At 65.6% G+C, this 16,067-nt stretch carries 16 protein-coding genes; 7 read left to right on the plus strand and 9 right to left on the minus strand.

Annotation, left to right across the window (positions count from 1 at the left end; translation table 11 throughout):
- Position 1: 1 nt before the first annotated feature.
- The 6 genes from AC06E7_RS04300 to AC06E7_RS04325 form a co-directional block, all read right to left on the minus strand.
- Positions 2-859 carry an STAS domain-containing protein gene (locus AC06E7_RS04300; RefSeq protein ID WP_478063167.1) on the minus strand — a complete coding sequence of 286 codons (858 nt, stop codon included), beginning with the start codon at positions 857-859 and terminating at the stop codon, positions 2-4.
- A 171-nt stretch (positions 860-1,030) separates the two neighbouring features.
- Entirely contained in the window at positions 1,031-1,321 is a 291-nt protein-coding gene (locus tag AC06E7_RS04305; RefSeq protein WP_478063169.1) for a PQ-loop domain-containing transporter, read from the minus strand.
- Positions 1,321-2,022 carry a glycosyltransferase family 2 protein gene (locus AC06E7_RS04310; RefSeq protein WP_478063171.1) on the minus strand — a complete coding sequence of 234 codons (702 nt, stop codon included), beginning with the start codon at positions 2,020-2,022 and terminating at the stop codon, positions 1,321-1,323. Before AC06E7_RS04310 ends, AC06E7_RS04305 begins: the two co-directional genes overlap by 1 nt.
- The gene (locus AC06E7_RS04315) at positions 2,019-2,606 is read right to left on the minus strand and encodes a class I SAM-dependent DNA methyltransferase (protein ID WP_478063173.1); all 588 of its coding nucleotides are present in this window, start codon (positions 2,604-2,606) and stop codon (positions 2,019-2,021) included. The genes AC06E7_RS04310 and AC06E7_RS04315 overlap by 4 nt, the downstream gene beginning before the upstream one ends.
- Positions 2,603-3,361, minus strand: a complete 759-nt coding sequence (locus AC06E7_RS04320; protein WP_478063174.1) for a PIG-L deacetylase family protein — start codon at positions 3,359-3,361, stop codon at positions 2,603-2,605. Before AC06E7_RS04320 ends, AC06E7_RS04315 begins: the two co-directional genes overlap by 4 nt.
- On the minus strand, positions 3,349-4,311 hold the full coding sequence (locus tag AC06E7_RS04325; protein WP_095363022.1) for an acyl-CoA dehydrogenase: 963 nt from the start codon (positions 4,309-4,311) through the stop codon (positions 3,349-3,351). Before AC06E7_RS04325 ends, AC06E7_RS04320 begins: the two co-directional genes overlap by 13 nt.
- Positions 4,312-4,447: 136 nt before the next feature.
- Here AC06E7_RS04325 and AC06E7_RS04330 point away from each other — a divergent pair, with 136 nt between their 5' ends.
- From AC06E7_RS04330 to AC06E7_RS04355, 6 genes are all read left to right on the plus strand, one after another.
- Positions 4,448-4,612, plus strand: a complete 165-nt coding sequence (locus AC06E7_RS04330; protein ID WP_176472594.1) for a hypothetical protein — start codon at positions 4,448-4,450, stop codon at positions 4,610-4,612.
- 89 nt (positions 4,613-4,701) lie between these two features.
- On the plus strand, positions 4,702-6,939 hold the full coding sequence (locus AC06E7_RS04335; protein ID WP_336442621.1) for an ATP-binding protein: 2,238 nt from the start codon (positions 4,702-4,704) through the stop codon (positions 6,937-6,939).
- Positions 6,936-7,409 carry a response regulator gene (locus tag AC06E7_RS04340; RefSeq protein ID WP_093534696.1) on the plus strand — a complete coding sequence of 158 codons (474 nt, stop codon included), beginning with the start codon at positions 6,936-6,938 and terminating at the stop codon, positions 7,407-7,409. Before AC06E7_RS04335 ends, AC06E7_RS04340 begins: the two co-directional genes overlap by 4 nt.
- Positions 7,402-9,795: a hybrid sensor histidine kinase/response regulator gene (locus AC06E7_RS04345; protein WP_478063177.1), complete on the plus strand. Its 2,394-nt coding sequence runs from the start codon at positions 7,402-7,404 to the stop codon at positions 9,793-9,795. The genes AC06E7_RS04340 and AC06E7_RS04345 overlap by 8 nt, the downstream gene beginning before the upstream one ends.
- Before the next feature lie 15 nt (positions 9,796-9,810).
- The gene (locus tag AC06E7_RS04350) at positions 9,811-10,005 is read left to right on the plus strand and encodes a hypothetical protein (RefSeq protein WP_068854137.1); all 195 of its coding nucleotides are present in this window, start codon (positions 9,811-9,813) and stop codon (positions 10,003-10,005) included.
- A 344-nt stretch (positions 10,006-10,349) separates the two neighbouring features.
- The gene (locus AC06E7_RS04355) at positions 10,350-12,908 is read left to right on the plus strand and encodes a TonB-dependent receptor plug domain-containing protein (RefSeq protein WP_478063179.1); all 2,559 of its coding nucleotides are present in this window, start codon (positions 10,350-10,352) and stop codon (positions 12,906-12,908) included.
- A 449-nt stretch (positions 12,909-13,357) separates the two neighbouring features.
- Here the strand turns inward: AC06E7_RS04355 and AC06E7_RS04360 are convergent, their stop codons facing one another.
- The 3 genes from AC06E7_RS04360 to AC06E7_RS04370 all read right to left on the minus strand — a co-directional run bounded on the left by AC06E7_RS04360 (position 13,358) and on the right by AC06E7_RS04370 (position 14,906).
- A complete protein-coding gene (locus AC06E7_RS04360) occupies positions 13,358-13,783 on the minus strand; it encodes a PIN domain-containing protein (RefSeq protein ID WP_478063181.1) in 426 nt (141 codons plus the stop codon).
- Positions 13,783-14,037, minus strand: coding sequence for a type II toxin-antitoxin system Phd/YefM family antitoxin (locus AC06E7_RS04365; protein ID WP_478063183.1), 255 nt, complete (start codon positions 14,035-14,037; stop codon positions 13,783-13,785). The genes AC06E7_RS04360 and AC06E7_RS04365 overlap by 1 nt, the downstream gene beginning before the upstream one ends.
- 95 nt (positions 14,038-14,132) lie before the next feature.
- Positions 14,133-14,906 carry an oxygenase MpaB family protein gene (locus AC06E7_RS04370; RefSeq protein WP_478063184.1) on the minus strand — a complete coding sequence of 258 codons (774 nt, stop codon included), beginning with the start codon at positions 14,904-14,906 and terminating at the stop codon, positions 14,133-14,135.
- Positions 14,907-15,079: 173 nt separating this feature from the next.
- Between AC06E7_RS04370 and AC06E7_RS04375 the strand changes: the two genes are divergently transcribed.
- Positions 15,080-16,000: an MBL fold metallo-hydrolase gene (locus AC06E7_RS04375; protein WP_093534704.1), complete on the plus strand. Its 921-nt coding sequence runs from the start codon at positions 15,080-15,082 to the stop codon at positions 15,998-16,000.
- The last annotated feature ends 67 nt before the right edge of the window (positions 16,001-16,067 follow it).

A 16,067-nucleotide genomic window follows, 5' to 3' on the forward strand; every position in this document is an offset into this window, starting at 1 on the left:
TTCAGCGGGCTGCCTTGGTCACCGTCTGGCCGGTGCGCTTGAGCGCCAGTGCCAATGCGTCGGCCAGGTTGGCCTTGGTGACGATGCCCTGCAGGTCCAGGCCCAGGTGCACGATGGTCTGTGCGATCTGGGGGCGCACGCCACTGATGATCGCGTCGGCGCCCATCAGGCGGATGGCGGTAACGGTCTTGAGCAGGTGCTGGGCGACCAGCGTGTCCACGGTGGGCACGCCGGTGATGTCGATGATGGCGATTTCCGAACCGGTGTCGACGATCCGCTGCAGCAGCGATTCCATCACCACCTGGGTGCGCTGCGAATCGAGCGTGCCGATCATCGGCAGGGCCAGCACGCCCTCCCACAGCTTCACCACCGGGGTGGACAGTTCCAGCATTTCTTCCTGCTGGCGCTGGATCACATCCTCGCGGGTCTTCTGGTAGACCTTGACGCTGTGCAGGCCAAGCCCGTCGATGAGTTCGGAAATCGCCCACAGCTGATCGCCGACCGCCTTGGGGTCGTCGGCGAAGTTCTGCTGGACCAGCTCGAACAGCGGGCGCTTGAGCGAGAACAGGAAGCTGGCGGTTTCCGAGGAGCTGAAGCCCTTGAGCACGCGGTCACGCGAGAGCTGTTCGAGGAACTGGCGGGTGTCCTGCCATTCGCTGCCGGCCACGCCGGTGCCGTTGGTGGACACTGCCGTCTGGAACAGGCGCCAGAATTCGCGTACCTGGGCATCCAGCTCACGCGCGCTCAACCGGCCATCCTGGCCCTGGCCGGAGCCGGCCAACTGGTCGCTCCACTGCGCCACCACGGTGTCCTGGTGGGTACGAAGAAGGTCGATCGTGCGCTGCTGCAAAGCCGCCATGGGGGAGATTCCTAGGTAGGAAGGTGTGAAAGCCCCGGCACGCAACGCGCCGGGGCTTGGAATTTTCCTGAGCTTAAATGAATTCAGCTACACGGACCATTACGACAACGGATGGCGCGTGAAGGCCGTGTGCACAACACTGACTGATTCAGAATAGACGGCCGCAGGCCCTCATTTTCTGCCGGTGGAGGGAGCGTTCTGCGCCTTGCGCCTGCGCATGGCGAGCACCTGGCCGACCACCGCCGTGATGAGGATCAGGCTGTTGGTGACCACGAAGACCGTGGAGCCCAGCAGCGCGCTGTACACGATGAACAACACCGAGGCCGTGATCTGGCCGACGAACAGCCAGGTGGAGACGCCCTCCACCGACCCGGCCAGGTGCTGCTTGTAGATCTGCCGCACCAGCGTGGCGATCAGCACGGCCGTGGCGGCCCAGCCCAGCAGGTCGGCGGGCTGCTCCATCAATCCGCCGCCACGTGGGCCGGCAGCAGCGGGGGCCCAGCACCCATCACCTCGCGCTCCAATGCGCGCAGGAATCCACTGAAGCCGTGCGGCGCACGTGCGGTTCGCCGCGCGCTGGTCGCCACGGCAGGGCGGGCCAGCCAGGCGATGCGGGCACCGTTGCCGGCCAGTGCTTCGACCAGTGCAACATCTTCCCCCGTGCGCAGGGCCGGAAAGCCACCCACCGCCAGATAAGCGGCCGCGCTCATGCCAAGGTTGGCCCCATGGATGTGCCGGTGCCCATCCTGCACGATTTCCCGCTCGGAAAAGGCGGTGCGCACCCGCTCGGGGTAATCGAGCCAGTCCTCCACCTCTACCACGCCACAGAAGGCATCGGCGCCGCACAGGCTTTGGCGCCACAGCCAGTCCTGCGGTACGGCGGTGTCGGCGTCGGTACTGGCGATCCAGCGCGCGCCCTGCGCCAACACGTGGCTGGCCGCTGCTGCCCGCGCGGTGCCCACGCACTGGGCGTCCACGGCCACGGTTATGGCCCCATGTCGGGTACACACCGCCTCCGTCGCATCGCTGCACGCGTCCAGCGCCACCACCACCAGCACCGGCTCCCGGCCCAGACCGGGATGCGCGGCCGCCACGGCGATGGAGGCCAGGCAGCGACCAATGGCGTGCGCTTCGTTGTGCGCGGGCACGATCACGCCGATCATCGCAGGCCTTCCCAGCGGGCAACGCTGGTCGGTTCGCGACTCCACGCCTGCATCAGCAGGTCAGCGTCCTGGTAGCAGAAGGCCTCGTCCAGGCCACGACCGAACGCGCGGTGCACCTGCTGGGCCGAGCTCAGTGCTTCCTCGAACGGGTGCACCCAGTGGCACGCCAGCAGCAGGCCGTCATCAGCAAGGCTGCCACGCAGCTTTGCCGCCATCGCCACCACATCCTGCGGTGCCAGGTAGTAACCGACCTCGCTGACCACGATCAGGTCGAAGCGCTCCGCGGGCCATTGTTCGGGATGACGGGCCTGTTCAAGCCGCACGTTTCCAAGGTGCCCGGTCGAGCGTGCCGCGTCTGCCAGCGCGGCCTCGCTGAGGTCGGTCGCCAGCAGCGAGTCGCAGCGTGTTGCCAGCTCTGCGCTCAGCACGCCATTGGAACACCCCAGCTCCCACGCGTTGCCGTAGCGCGGCCGGGGCAGGCAGGCCAGCGTCAGCGCGCGCTTGCGCGCCTCGTACCAGCGGTTGCGGTACTGGAACGGATCGGGCTGCTGGTAGATCTGTTCGAAATAGGCACGGGTGTTCATCCAATCAGCACCTCGAAGGAACGCCGGAAGCGGGCGAGTACGTGTTCGGGCAGGATCGGCTCGCAGTCCAGCGCCTCGCCTTCCCCGGTCTGCGTCGCAAAGACCGCCATGGCTTGCCGCTTGCGGGCCTGCGCGTCCGGGCACAGCGCAATGCGCTGCGCGGTCGTCCATGGACCGGTGGGCGCCAAGGCGTCCAGCCAGTGCCAGGCCCAGACCGGATATTGCAGGCTCCTGGCACCGCAGAGGGCCGCCGCCGCAAGCGCCGCACGCCCCACCGCTTCATGGTCCGGGTGGGCGTCGTGGATCCAGGGTGCCAACACGACGTCGCCTGGGGCCACGCAGGCGCGGAGGTGCGCGACCAAGTCAGGTTCGTGCCGGGCCACCGCACCATCCGGCAGGCCAAGCGAGGTCACATGCGTGGCGTCCATGCCCAATGCCTGCATCGCCGCCGCCAGCTCGCGTCGGCGCGCATCACGCAGGCGTGCCGGTGTCCAGCGCGGGTGGTCGGGGTAGCAGGCTTCACCGTCCGTCACCGACACCACCTGCACCCCGCACCCTTGTGCGGCCGCCGCCTGCATCAGGCCACCACAGCCCAGCACCTCATCGTCGGGATGGGGCGACACCACGATGAGCCGTCGCGCGCCGAGCAGCACGGTGTCAGCTTCCACCAACGGCAATGCATCCAACCATGCACAGCGTTCCCACACCGACTCCGGCGTGCCCCGCCCTTCGATGCGAACCGCTACAGCGTCCACGGCTGCTCCTGGCGCTGGATGGCCCGGCCCAGTTCGGCCCAGTCGCGGTCGGCATGGCTTTGCCGGATGAACACCGTGAGATCGGCCCAGCGCCGCGCATGCTCCGGATCCAGGCACATCGGCGCCGGTCCCAGTGCGCGGCCTACGGCATCAAGCACCTGCATGGAGCCGCGCTCAACCACGCTGCGCACCCGGATCACATCGGACTGATGGGGCTGCGCGGGCATCGCATCGATCCAGGCGGCCAGCTCGCGCAGCAATGCTGCTGATGACTGCAATGCCATGTCGACCTGGCCCAGCAATGCGGCCGCCTGGGCGTCGCCTTCCACCCGGGGCGAGCGCTGCAGCGGTGACGCCAGCGCGACCGCAGCGCCGTACCAGCATGCCGCAATGCCTGCACCGCCGTGCCAGAAACCGGGCCGGGCCAGATAGGCGCCGCTGGGACCCACCACCTCGGCGCGCACGCGGTCGAACTGCACGGTGCCGCTGGGTATGCCGGCCATGCCCGTGGCATGCCAGCTCTGCGGCTGCAGCAGGATGCCGGGCGCATCGGTGCGCAGGCAGACCAGCCGCGAGCCCTCGCCACAGCGCGCGGTGACCAGCGCCACATCGACCAGCCCGGCACCGGAGCACCAGGGTTTGGCGCCACTGACCGTGCCCGTCTCTTCGTCATAACGCAAGGTGGCGTGTGGGCCTTCCGCTGCCCACACCGCCGCCAGCCGGCCCTCGGCCAGCGATGGGGCATGCAGGTCGGCCAGGATGGCCTGCGCGTCGTAGTGCGCCTCCATCACCTTGGCCACGCACAGGTCGCGCCCGGCTATAGCGGCCAGCGCCCGCCATCGTTCCAGGGTGTGACCCCGACCGGGGAGCGGCAATGATGGTTGGCGCGCAAGCACCTCGCGCGCGGCCGCCTCAAGTGCCGGTGCGGCATGTTCGGAAATCTGGTCCATGCCCAAGGGATACCTTGCCCCCTGTGGCTGGGTGGTGAGCCCGGCGTGTGGATGCCGTGCACCCGACGCGGACGCCGCGCTCACCTGCACGGCTTCAAGCTTGCGCGTACACCCCCCGCCTATCGGAGCACGGCTCATGAACGCGTCATCTTCCAACCCGCTGGAAGGCAAGGACGACCAGCAGAAGGCGCACACGCCGGACAAGCTGCGCAACGACGATGCCCGGTGGAAGGACAAGGACATGCCCGAGCAGGAGCACACGGCCACCCCCGACGACTACGAACGCCCGCCCAAGCCGTAGCCCATCAGCCCCTGCCTCATCACGGAGATGAAAACAGGGATATGCGAAGCTATGGGCGTTAGCACGCACCCCTTGGGGGGATTGAACGAATGTCGTCCTGGAATTTGAAACAAAACGCCTTGGATCTCAACAGCTGTGCCAGAGAACCGATACGTACTCCAGGCGCCATCCAACCCTACGGTTTGATCCTCGTCCTCGACCCCAGCACGCTGACCGTGAAAGAACGCGCCGTGGCACGCGCGGATGTGATCGAGACGCTGGGCGACCCATTGGGTCAAAGCATCGACACGCTGCTCGGCGGTGCCCTGGCGAGCTGCCGCCCGGCCCTGGAATCACTTGCAACCGGCGCGACACAGTTCCTTGGCGCGCATCCGGTTGGCGGCCATGGGGGACATCACACCCTGGCCCACCGGCTCGCCGACGATCTGATCGTGGAGCTGGAAGCGCCCGTGCCGGGCGAACCCGGTTCGCTGGAAGACCTGTATCCGGCCATCCGCGCGTTCATGGGCGAGATCGAGCGGGTACCCGGCACCCGCGAACTGTGCGAGCTGGCTGCGGTGCAGATCCGCCAGCTCACGGGCTTCGACCGCACCCTGGTCTACCAGTTCGACAAGGAGTGGAATGGCGCGGTGGTGGCCGAGGACGGCAATGGCGTGCTGCCGAGCTACCTTGACCTGCGCTTTCCCGAGTCGGACATCCCCGCCCAGGCCCGTGAGCTGTACCGGCAGAACCGGGTACGGCTGATCGCCGACAGCGATTACCAACCGGTGCCGCTGGTCCGCACGGCCGACACCGCCGCCGCGCCGCCGACCGACCTGAGCCCGGCCATGCTGCGCAGTGTCTCGCCGGTGCACCTGCAGTACATGCGCAACATGGGCACCGGCGCCTCCATGTCGGTCTCGCTGCTCCGCGAAGGCGAACTGTGGGGATTGATTTCGTGCCACAACGAAGCGCCCAAGCGGGTGCCGTACCACGTGCGCACCGCCTGCGAGTTCATCGGGCAGATCCTGTCCCTGCAGATTTCGTTGAAGGAGCGGGCTGCGGTGGTGGAAGAGCGCATCGCGCGGCGCGCCATCCAGGTGCGCCTGCTCGGACGCATGGCCGGCGACCAGGATTTCATGGCGGCACTGGGCCGGGACCAGCAGAACCTGCTGGCGCTGACACAGTCCGCTGGCGCCGCGATCGTGCACCGCGGCCAATGCATCCTGCATGGTGACTGCCCACGCCAGGAGCAGGTGATGCAGCTGGTGCAGTGGCTGACCGTCCAGCAGCACGAAGGCGACCTGATCTGCACCGACCGCCTGCCGCTGGAATGGGACGCCGCCGATGCGTTCGCGGACGTGGCCAGCGGCGTGCTCGCCATCTCCATTTCGCAGATCCACGACAGCTTCGTGCTGTGGTTCCGGCCGGAGGTGGTGCGCACCGTGCGCTGGGGCGGCGATCCGCGCAAGGAGGATACCGGCCTGCCACTTTCGCCGCGCACGTCGTTCGAAGGCTGGAAGGAAACCGTACGCAGGCAGTCGTTGCCCTGGAATGAGGTGGACCGCGATGCGGCGATGGAACTGCGCACCGCCATCGTCGACATCGTGCTGCGCAAGGCCGAAGAAATGGCCGCGCTCAACGAGCAGCTGCTGCGCAGCAACAAGGAACTTGAAGCGTTCTCCTATTCGGTCAGCCATGACCTGCGCGCACCGTTCCGCCACATCGTGGGTTACTCGGAACTGCTCTGGGCCGCAGCGGGCGAGAGATTAAACGATTCAGAAAAGAGATACCTCGATACCATCGTCGAGTCCGCACAATCTGCCGGAACACTGGTGGACGACCTGCTCAGTTTCTCGCAGATGGGCAGGTCCACGATGGGTCAGATCTCGATGGACATGACGGCGCTGGTACAGGATGTACGACACAAACTGGACATGGAGTACGCAGGCCGATCCATCACCTGGGTGGTGCCAAACCTGCCGCGCGTCCAGGCCGACCCCGGCATGCTGCGGCTGGTCTGGCAGAACCTGCTGTCCAATGCGATCAAGTTCACCCGCGACACCGCCCACCCCGCCATCGAAGTGGGCCATTACCGCACCGACACCGAACACGTGTTCTTCGTCCAAGACAATGGCTGCGGTTTCGACATGCGCTACGTGGACAAGCTGTTCGGCGTGTTCCAGCGCCTGCATCATTCCGACGAGTACGAAGGCACCGGCATCGGCCTGGCCAACGTAAACCGCATCATCACCCGCCACGGCGGCAGAACGTGGGCCGAAGGCCAGTTGGGAGTGGGCGCCAAATTCTTCTTTACCATTCCCTTTGTTACTGGAGACAAAGTATGAGAGACCTGCGGCCGATTCTGCTCGTGGAAGACAACATGAAAGATGCGGAGCTGACGCTGGCTGCCCTTGAGCGCTGCCAGCTGATGAACGAAGTCACCCATGTGCGGGACGGTGTGGAAGCGCTGCAGTACCTGCGCAGCGAAGGCCCCTACGAAGGCGCGCTGCATGGCGGCCCGGTGGTGGTGCTGCTGGACCTGAAACTGCCCAAACTCAACGGACTGGAAGTGCTGAAGGAAATCCGCACCGACGCGGCGATCAGCACCACCCCGGTGGTGATGCTGACCTCTTCGCGCGAAGAGCAGGATCTGATCCGCAGCTACGAGCTGGGCGTGAACGCCTTCGTGGTCAAGCCGGTGAACTTCAAGGAGTTCCTCGAAGCGATCCAGGGTCTGGGCATGTTCTGGGGCATCACCAACCAGCCGCCGCCGCACGGCACGCTCTTCGGCGCCAAGAGCCGCAAAGATGGCTGAGGATGTGCCCGCGACACCGATCCGCATCCTGATGGTGGAGGACAGCGCGCTGGATGCGGAATTGATCACGCTCCAGCTGCGCCGCGCCGGCCTGCCGTTCACCGTTGAGCGCACCTGGTCCGACCAGGGCATGCGTGATGCGCTGGCGGCACACGACTTCGATGTGATCCTGGCCGACCATGTGCTGCCCGGCTTCAGCGGCGACCTGGCGCTGGAGCTTGCCGGCGCGCTGGCACCGGAGGTGCCCTTCATCTTCGTCTCCGGCACCCTCAGCGAAGAACTGGCCGTTGAAGCATTGAAGCGCGGCGCCCGCGATTACGTGGTCAAGTCGCGGCTGCAACGCCTGCCCGACGCGATCCTGCGCGCGATCAACGAAGCCCAGGAGCGGCGCCGGCTGCTGCAGGTCGAAAACGAGCTGCGCGAAAGCCATCAGCGCCTGCGCCTGATCACCGATTCATTGCCTGCCCTGATCGCCTACCTCGACCGCGACCATCATTACCGCTTTGCCAACCAGGCCTATATGGAATGGCATGGCCTGGACCCTGAAGCCATGGTGGGCAGGCATGCCCGCGAGATGGTGGGTGAGGAGGGATTCGCCGCCCTGCAGGAACACCTGGACAAGGTGCTGCGGGGCGAGCGGGTCAGCTTCGAGACCCTGGCCCATCGCCGCGTCGGCCCCCCGCGCCATGCGCAGGTGGACTTCGTGCCCGAACTGGGCCCCGAAGGTGCGGTGCTGGGCTACTACGCCATGGCGCGCGATATCGGGGAGCTCAAGCAGGTCCAGGCGCTGCTGACAGCCAGCAATGAATCGCTGGAACGCCAGGTCAGCGAACGCACCTCTGCCCTGCACCGCAGCGAGAGCCGCCTGCAGGCGCTGTTCGAATCCAGCTTCCAGCACCAGAACCTGCTGACCCTCGATGGGCACATCATCGACACCAACTCCGCCTCGCTGGCCGCGATCCTGGCCACCAAGGAGGATGTCCGCGGCGCGCTGTACTGTGAATCGGCCTGGTTCGCCAGTACCGAAGGCGTGCCGGCCATCGTCTGCCAGGCCGTGCTGGAGGCGGCCGCGGGCAATGCTTCGCGGCATGAGCTGGACCTGCTGCTTCCCACCGGCAAACGCACCTTCGAGTTCTCGTTCCGCCCATTGCTCGACCACCAGGGCACGATCACCGCCGTGGTTTCCGAGGCGGTGGAAACCACCGCGCGCCGCCAGGCCGAGGAAGCACTGCGGCAGAGCCAGAAGATCGAAGCCGTGGGCCAGCTCACCGGCGGCATCGCGCATGACTTCAACAACATCCTGACCGTGATCGCTGGCAACGTGGAGTATGCCAAGCTGCTCACCGAACGTCTGGGCGATGTGGCGGACGGCTCCACGCGCGCGCTGGACAACGCCCTGAAGGGCGTGATGCGCGCGGCCAATGTCACCCAGCGGCTGCTTGCGTTCTCGCGCCGGCAACCCCTGCGCAGCCTGCCGGTCGACCTCAATGCACAACTGCGCGACATGGAAGACATGCTGCACCGTTCGCTGGGCGAGCTGGTGCAGCTGGAAATCGTGCACCACCCGGACATCTGGTGCGTGGAAGTGGACCCCAGCCAGCTGGAGGCATCCGTGCTCAACCTGGCGGTCAACGCCCGCGATGCCATGCCGGAAGGCGGCCGCCTGGTGATCGAAGTGGACAACGCCCACCTGGACAATGACTTCACCGCGCAGAACCCCGACGTTCCGCCGGGCCATTACGCAATGCTGCGGGTCAAGGACACCGGCCACGGCATGTCCGCCGAGACGCTGACCCGCGTGTTCGAACCATTCTTCACCACCAAGGAAGTTGGGCGCGGCACTGGCCTGGGCCTGTCCATGGTGTACGGCTTCGTCAAGCAGTCCGGCGGCCACGTGCTGGTGGATTCCGCGCCCGGTGCCGGCACGTCGATCACCCTGCTGTTCCCGCGTTCGGCAGCCGAGCTGCCGCAGGCCGGCCAGACCGAGCACCGGGGCCTGGGCGGTTACGAGATGCAGGAGGAGGCCACGGTGCTGGTCGCCGAGGACAACGACGACGTGCGCGCGTATACCGTGGACACGCTGCGGCAGCTGGGTTATCGCGTGCTTGAAGCACACGACGGCGCCTCGGCCATGCGCCTGCTCGAGCGCACCGACGTGGACGTGGACCTGTTGTTCTCGGACATCGTGATGCCCGGCATGTCCGGTTGGGAACTGGCCAAACGCGCGCTGGCGCACAAGCCGGCGCTGCGGGTGCTGTTCACCTCCGGCTACCCGCGCGACATCGACGCCAGCGGCGCGGTGGGTCGCAACATCGCCATCCTGGGCAAACCGTTCACCCGCAGCGACCTGGCGCGCTCGATCCGCGGATCGCTGCAGGACGAATGACACGAGACCGTTCCCATGACGCCGCTCGACAAACCCCTGCGCCGCGAAATCCAGATCGGCGATGAGTCCTACACCCTGACCCTCGACCCCGAGGGTCTCAAGCTGGTGCGCAAAGGCCACCGCAAGGGGCTGGATCTGCGCTGGGTGGACCTGGTCAGCGGCGATGCGGCCCTCGCGGCCGCGTTGCAGGCATCGCTGGAAGCGCCCTGATTCCAGCGGGCTGACAGGCCAGATCTGTCCAGATTCGCGGCACCGATCTCACTTCAGATGAGATCCAAATCACACTTTTCTCCGCTTTTCCGCATTCAACGGGGGCGGATGCGGGCCCCTTTGGCCTCACGTCTCTTGAACGAATGAGGTCAAACCGAAAGATACGTTGCAGTATTGTTTACGTTCTGTTAAGTATTTGTGCAGCGCACCAGGTCCGCTGGAACGCAAGGAGAACCACCGGATGAGCACGTAACGAGAACGACCCAACCACAACCAGACTGCAGGGTGCATGCATGAACGACCGCATTGGCAAGTGTGTTCACGCTCCGAAAGCAATTTCGCCATTGGCATCTTCAGTAAAGGCGGCACTCGCTGCCGCACTGCTGCTCACCAGTTCCGCCGCGGTGGCACAGAACAGCGACAATGCTTCGACCAACCCGGAAACCGCGACCCTCGATACGGTTTCAGTACTGGGCAGCCGCACCAAGCCCCGCACCGTTTCCTCGTCCGCGGTACCCATCGACATCATCAGCGGCGAAGAGTTCCGCAACCAGGGCGCCACCGATGCGCTCGACCAGCTCAAAGTACTGGTCCCCTCGTTCAACGTCAGCACCATTCCCATCGATGACGCGGCCAGCCTGATCCGCCCGGCCAACCTGCGTGGCCTGCCGCCGGACAACACCCTGCTGCTGGTCAACGGCAAGCGCTTCCACCGCGCGGCGGTCATCACCTTCCTGGGCCACGGCCTGTCCGATGGCGCACAGGGCCCGGACCTTTCCGTGTTTCCCTCGCTGGCCCTCGAACAGGTGGACGTGCTGCGCGACGGCGCCGCCGCCCAATACGGTTCGGATGCCATTGCCGGCGTGATCAACTTCGGGCTGAAGAAACTGCGCGAAGGCGGCACGGCCGAAGTGTTCACCGGCCAGTACTACAAGGGCGACGGACTCACCACCCAGTACTCGGCGCAGATCGGCCTGCCGCTCACCGAGCGCGGCTTTGCCACGCTGACCGCCGAGTGGCGCAAGGTCGACGACACCTCGCGCAGCGTGCAGCGCGATGACGCGGCCGCAGCGATTGCCGCTGGCTACCCGGGCGTGGGCGAGCCGGCGCAGATCTGGGGCTCGCCGAAGGTCGACGACGACCTCAAGCTGGTCGCCAACCTGGGCCTGAGTACCGACAGCGTGGACTTCTACCTGTTCGGCAACTACGCCAAGCGCGACGTGGATGGCGGCTTCTACTTCCGCGACCCCACTGCACGCTCGGGCGTGTACTCCAACGACGGCGGCGACACGCTTCTGGTCGGCAACCTCACCGGTGCAGGCGCCTGCCCGACCATCGCGCTGCGCGACGGCGGTGGCAACCTGCTGCCGTACAGCACGGTGAGCGGTGCGGTCGCCGCGCTGCCGGCCAACTGCTACACCTTCCTGTCCAGCCTGCCGGGCGGCTTTACCCCGCGCTTCGGCGGCAAGCTCGAAGACAGCTCCGTGTACGCCGGCGCCAAGGGCAACTGGGGCGAGTGGTACTGGGACGTGAGCGGGTCGTGGGGCCGCAACGATATCGAGTTCATCATCTACAACACCGTCAACGCCTCGCTCGGCCCGGACCAGCCGGCCGGCCTGTACTTCCGCCCCGGCGGCAACACGCAGACCGAGAAGAGCGCCAACATCGACGTGAGCCGCGATATCGCCACCAGCTTCACCAGCCAGCCGCTGCGGCTGGCCATGGGTGCCGAGTGGCGCGAAGAGAGCTTCGAGATCAGCCTCGGCGATGGTCCGTCCACCGCGATCGGTCCGCTGACCGAACAGGGCTTCGCGCTGGGCTCCAACGGTTTCAACGGGTTCAGCACGCGTACCGCCGGCACCTTCGACCGCCGCAACTGGGCCGCGTATGCAGACCTGGAAGCGCAGGTCACCGAGCGCTTGCTGCTGGCCGGCGCGCTGCGCTTTGAAGATTTCGATTCGTTCGGCAGCACCACCAACGGCAAGGTCACCGCGCGCTTTGACTTCAACGAGCACTTCGCGCTGCGCGGCGCCTACAACACCGGCTTCCGTGCCCCGACCCCCGGCCAGGCGAACATCAGCCAGATCAGCACCGTGTTCGGCGGCACCGCACTGGAAGACATCGCCACCCTGCCGCCAACCAATCCCATCGCCCAGCTCAAGGGCGCCCAGCCGCTGACCCCGGAAGAATCCAAGAACGTTTCGCTGGGTGCGGTGTGGACCGAAGGCGATTGGCTGATCACCCTGGACGGTTACCAGATCAAGGTCGAAGACCGCATCGCGCTGAGCACCAGCTTCGCGGTCACCCCGGAAGAACGTGCGGCGCTGGTGGCCGGCGGCAACCCGGAAGCGGCCTCGATTTCGCAGGTGACTTACTTCGGCAATGCGTTTGATACCACCACCACCGGTGTCGACCTGGTCACCAGCTTCAAGAGCACGCACTTCGGGGGCGACACCACGTACTCGCTGGCCGCCAACTGGAACCGGACCGAGGTCGATCGCTTCGACCCGGACTTCATCGACGAAGCGCGCGTATACAAGCTGGAGAAGTCGCTGCCCAAGACCAAGGGCTACTTCAGCATTCATCACCAGCGCCAGATCTTCAACGCCAACCTGCGCTTCAACTACTACAGCTCCTGGTATGAGGATCACCTGGACAGCGGCGTGATTTCGGCGGCCGATGGCGGCCTGCCGATCTACGGCGGCAGTGCATTGATCGTGGATGCCGAAGTGGGCTGGAAGTTCGATTCGGGCCTCTACTTCAGCTTGGGCGCGCAGAACCTGTTCGACCGCACCCCGGCCAAGAACCCGTGGTCCGGCGTGGCGGGTGCGGAGTACCCGGTGCATTCACCGTACGGCTTCAACGGCGGCTTCTACTACGCGCGGGTGGGCTGGAAGTTCTGATGCCAATTGACGCATGAAGCCACCCCGCCGTTGCCGGCGGGGTGGTTGCGCGTTCGGTAATCACGTGCGCTTGCGTGAATCAGGCTGCGAGCAGGGTGTCCTGTTCGTTCTGATCGTAGTAATCAGCATTGGCGATTACAGTTTTTGCGCCGATTACGTCGGTCGCCTCTCGGGCTGTCCACATTGACTGCTCGCCACGTCGAAACCAGTGCAGCCCCTTCAGCTGGGCACCGGCGCGGGTGCACAGGTGGTGGAGCTGGCGGGAATCGAACCCGCGTCCGCAACGCATCCTCTCTGCTTCATACAGCCATAACCCGTTGCCAACCACTGCATTCGGGGTTTCTCGCCACACACGGCGAAGGCGTAGTAGAGCTTTCTCGGAACACGTCTAGCTTCCATGAATCGCTCATCTGGGCTAGCGCAGTTGGGCCGGCACGCCAGATGTCGTTTTACGCCAGTGGTTCCCACGGGTTGATGACGGCAACTCCGGTCGATTCAAAGTCCGCTACGTTGCGGGTTACCACCGCCATGCCGTGCACCAGCGCCGTGGCGGAAATGAGCGCATCCCGCTCGCCCTTCCTATCAGGCACATGCAAACGGGCGCATCGCTGGGCGACAGCAATGTCGACGGGTAGGGTACGCCCCGCGAACTCCGGGAGCACATGGTGCTCGAGCCACGCGCGGAGGATGCCGCCCTGGGTGGCATCCCGGCGTTCAATCGAAAGGACGCCCAGCTCCAGTTCCATGATCGTGATGGCAGAAACAAACAACTCGGACGCATCAACGCTGTCCGCCCATGCCATGACGTTCGCGTCCGCCTTGCCGGAGCGGATTTTTCGAAGCTCCGACACGACATTGGTATCAAGGACGTACATCATTCAAATTCAGCCGCCTTGATGGCCAAGCTGACCCGGGGCGGAGCGAAGTCAATATCTTCAACGCCAGGCATCGCCAAGGCATCGGCGATCTTGCGACGCTGTCTGGCCAGGCGCTGGTAATCCTCAAAGCTCAGCAGTACATGCGCAGTCCTGCCCCGATCAGTGATGAAGACCGGCCCGTTCTTGCTGGCCTTCTTGGCCTTGGTGACATCCTGATTCAGCTCTCGACTTGATAGGGTAGTAATCGCCACGACGCACCTCCTGCCAACATTGTAGGTATGTTACTACAATGACCTCTTGGGGTCAATCTGGCGGCGGCTGCTGGCGTCAGCTCATTCGGGAGCAGTCACACAGGTCTTTCCCGGCTTAACTTGCCCAGGAAGTAATGCGCCGGAAGGTGTCGCAACCAACGTGGCTGCAGCCAGTACATACGCGGCGCCCAGCGCCGGAAGCGCGCCCAGCGCCTCTCGTCTGTTACGGTCCACGGCAGGGCGAACATCTGCCTGACATGCGGTGGCAGCAATGCGCGCGTGACGAATGCCTGCAGCGGCAGCGCCGGGCGCAGGTACCACGGGGCTCCGTTTTCCAGCACGGCATGCAGATAGGCGCGCACTTCCTCGTCCACGCGCAGCTCCAGCTGACGGCTCTCCCACCATGCTTCGAAGGCATCGGCCGTGGGCGGCCACTGCTCGTCTGCCACCTGCAGCGTGCGACCGAAGGCCCACGCCTCTTGATACAACGGTTCGCGGCTGCTTTCAGGAACCGGGCCAACGAACAGTTCGTACATCTCCAGCCCGCCGCGGTAGAGCGTTGCCGCGACCCACAACTGCAGGTCGCGATCAAATGCGCTGTAGCCCTCGCCCTGCACGGGCACATGCGCGCGATTGACATGGCGGGCAATGCTGGTCCGGTCCTCGTCCGTACCCAGCGACACCGCGTAGATGTAGCTCATGGTGGCCCGCAGCCTTGAGAACGGCCGTCTCAATGTCTGGCTGTGGCGGGCCACGCCGCGCCCCACGCCGGGGTCGGCAAGCTGCCACGCGACCGCCGCGCCTGCACCGAAGAAGATGTAGGACTCGATGTTGATATCGGCCAGGCGGACAGGTGTGGGATTCGGCATGGGCCCAGTCTAGACACCCGCATGTGGGTTCGCCGTCACCGGTAACGCGCCGGCATTGCTGCCTGATCGGCAACAGTGTGAGCCCCTGCGCGGATCTACTGGCCGCGCGCGCCCTTCCCTAGGCTGATCCCGCACGGCGCCCCTGCCGTGGATCCCGCCAAGGAGATTTCCTCATGTTCACCCTGGAAAACACCGTAGCCCCGCCCCCGCCCGCGCTCGACGAACTGGTTCCCTCACGGTACGCGCTCAAGGTGGGCGATATCGACGTGCTGGTGGTCAGCGATGGCGTGCTGCCGTTGCCCACCCAGATGCTCGGCCACAACGTCTCCGCCGCCGAGCGCGCGCCGTGGTTCAAAGAGATGTACCTGCCGCCGGATGCGCTGGACTGGGCGTTGAACGTGATGGTGGTGCGCAGCGGGGACCGCAACATCCTGATCGACGCCGGCCTGGGCATGGACCCCGACCTGAACCTGCCGCGCGCCGGCCAGCTGATCCGCCGCCTGGGCGCTTCAGGTATCAACCTTAACGAGATCACCGACGTGGTGATCACCCACCTGCACATGGACCACATCGGTGGCCTGCTGGTGGATGGCGTAAAGGAACAGCTGCACCCGGAGCTGCGCATCCACGTGGCCGCCGCCGAAGTGGACTTCTGGAAGGCGCCCGACTTCACCCGCACCAACATGCCGCCAGGCTTCCCGGATGCACTGCGCGCCACCGCTACCCACTTCCTGGCCGAGTACGGCAGCTACGTGCGCACCTTTGACGAGGTCCACGAGATTGCGCCGGGCGTCACCGCGCACCGCACCGGCGGCCACACGCCCGGCCACAGCGTGGTGCGCCTGAACTCGAATGGCGAGGCCCTGACCTTTGCTGGTGACGCCATCTTCGCAGTGGGCTTCGAGCAGCCGAACTGGCACAACGGGTTCGAACACGATCCAGAAGGCGCCGCGCAGGTGCGCATCACCCTGCTCAACGAGCTGGCCGGTACCGGCGAGATGCTGGTGGCCACCCACCTGCCGTTCCCGTCGGTCGGCCGCGTCTCGGCCGATGGCGACGTCTTCCGCTGGGTGCCGGTGTTCTGGGACTTCTGAGCCCGGCAGACAGGTGGACCCCAAATCAAATTTTCGGGACTTTAAGCCATCCTGCGTCCATTCAAGG

It is taken from the genome of Stenotrophomonas sp. Steno-Z4, assembly GCF_056393145.1.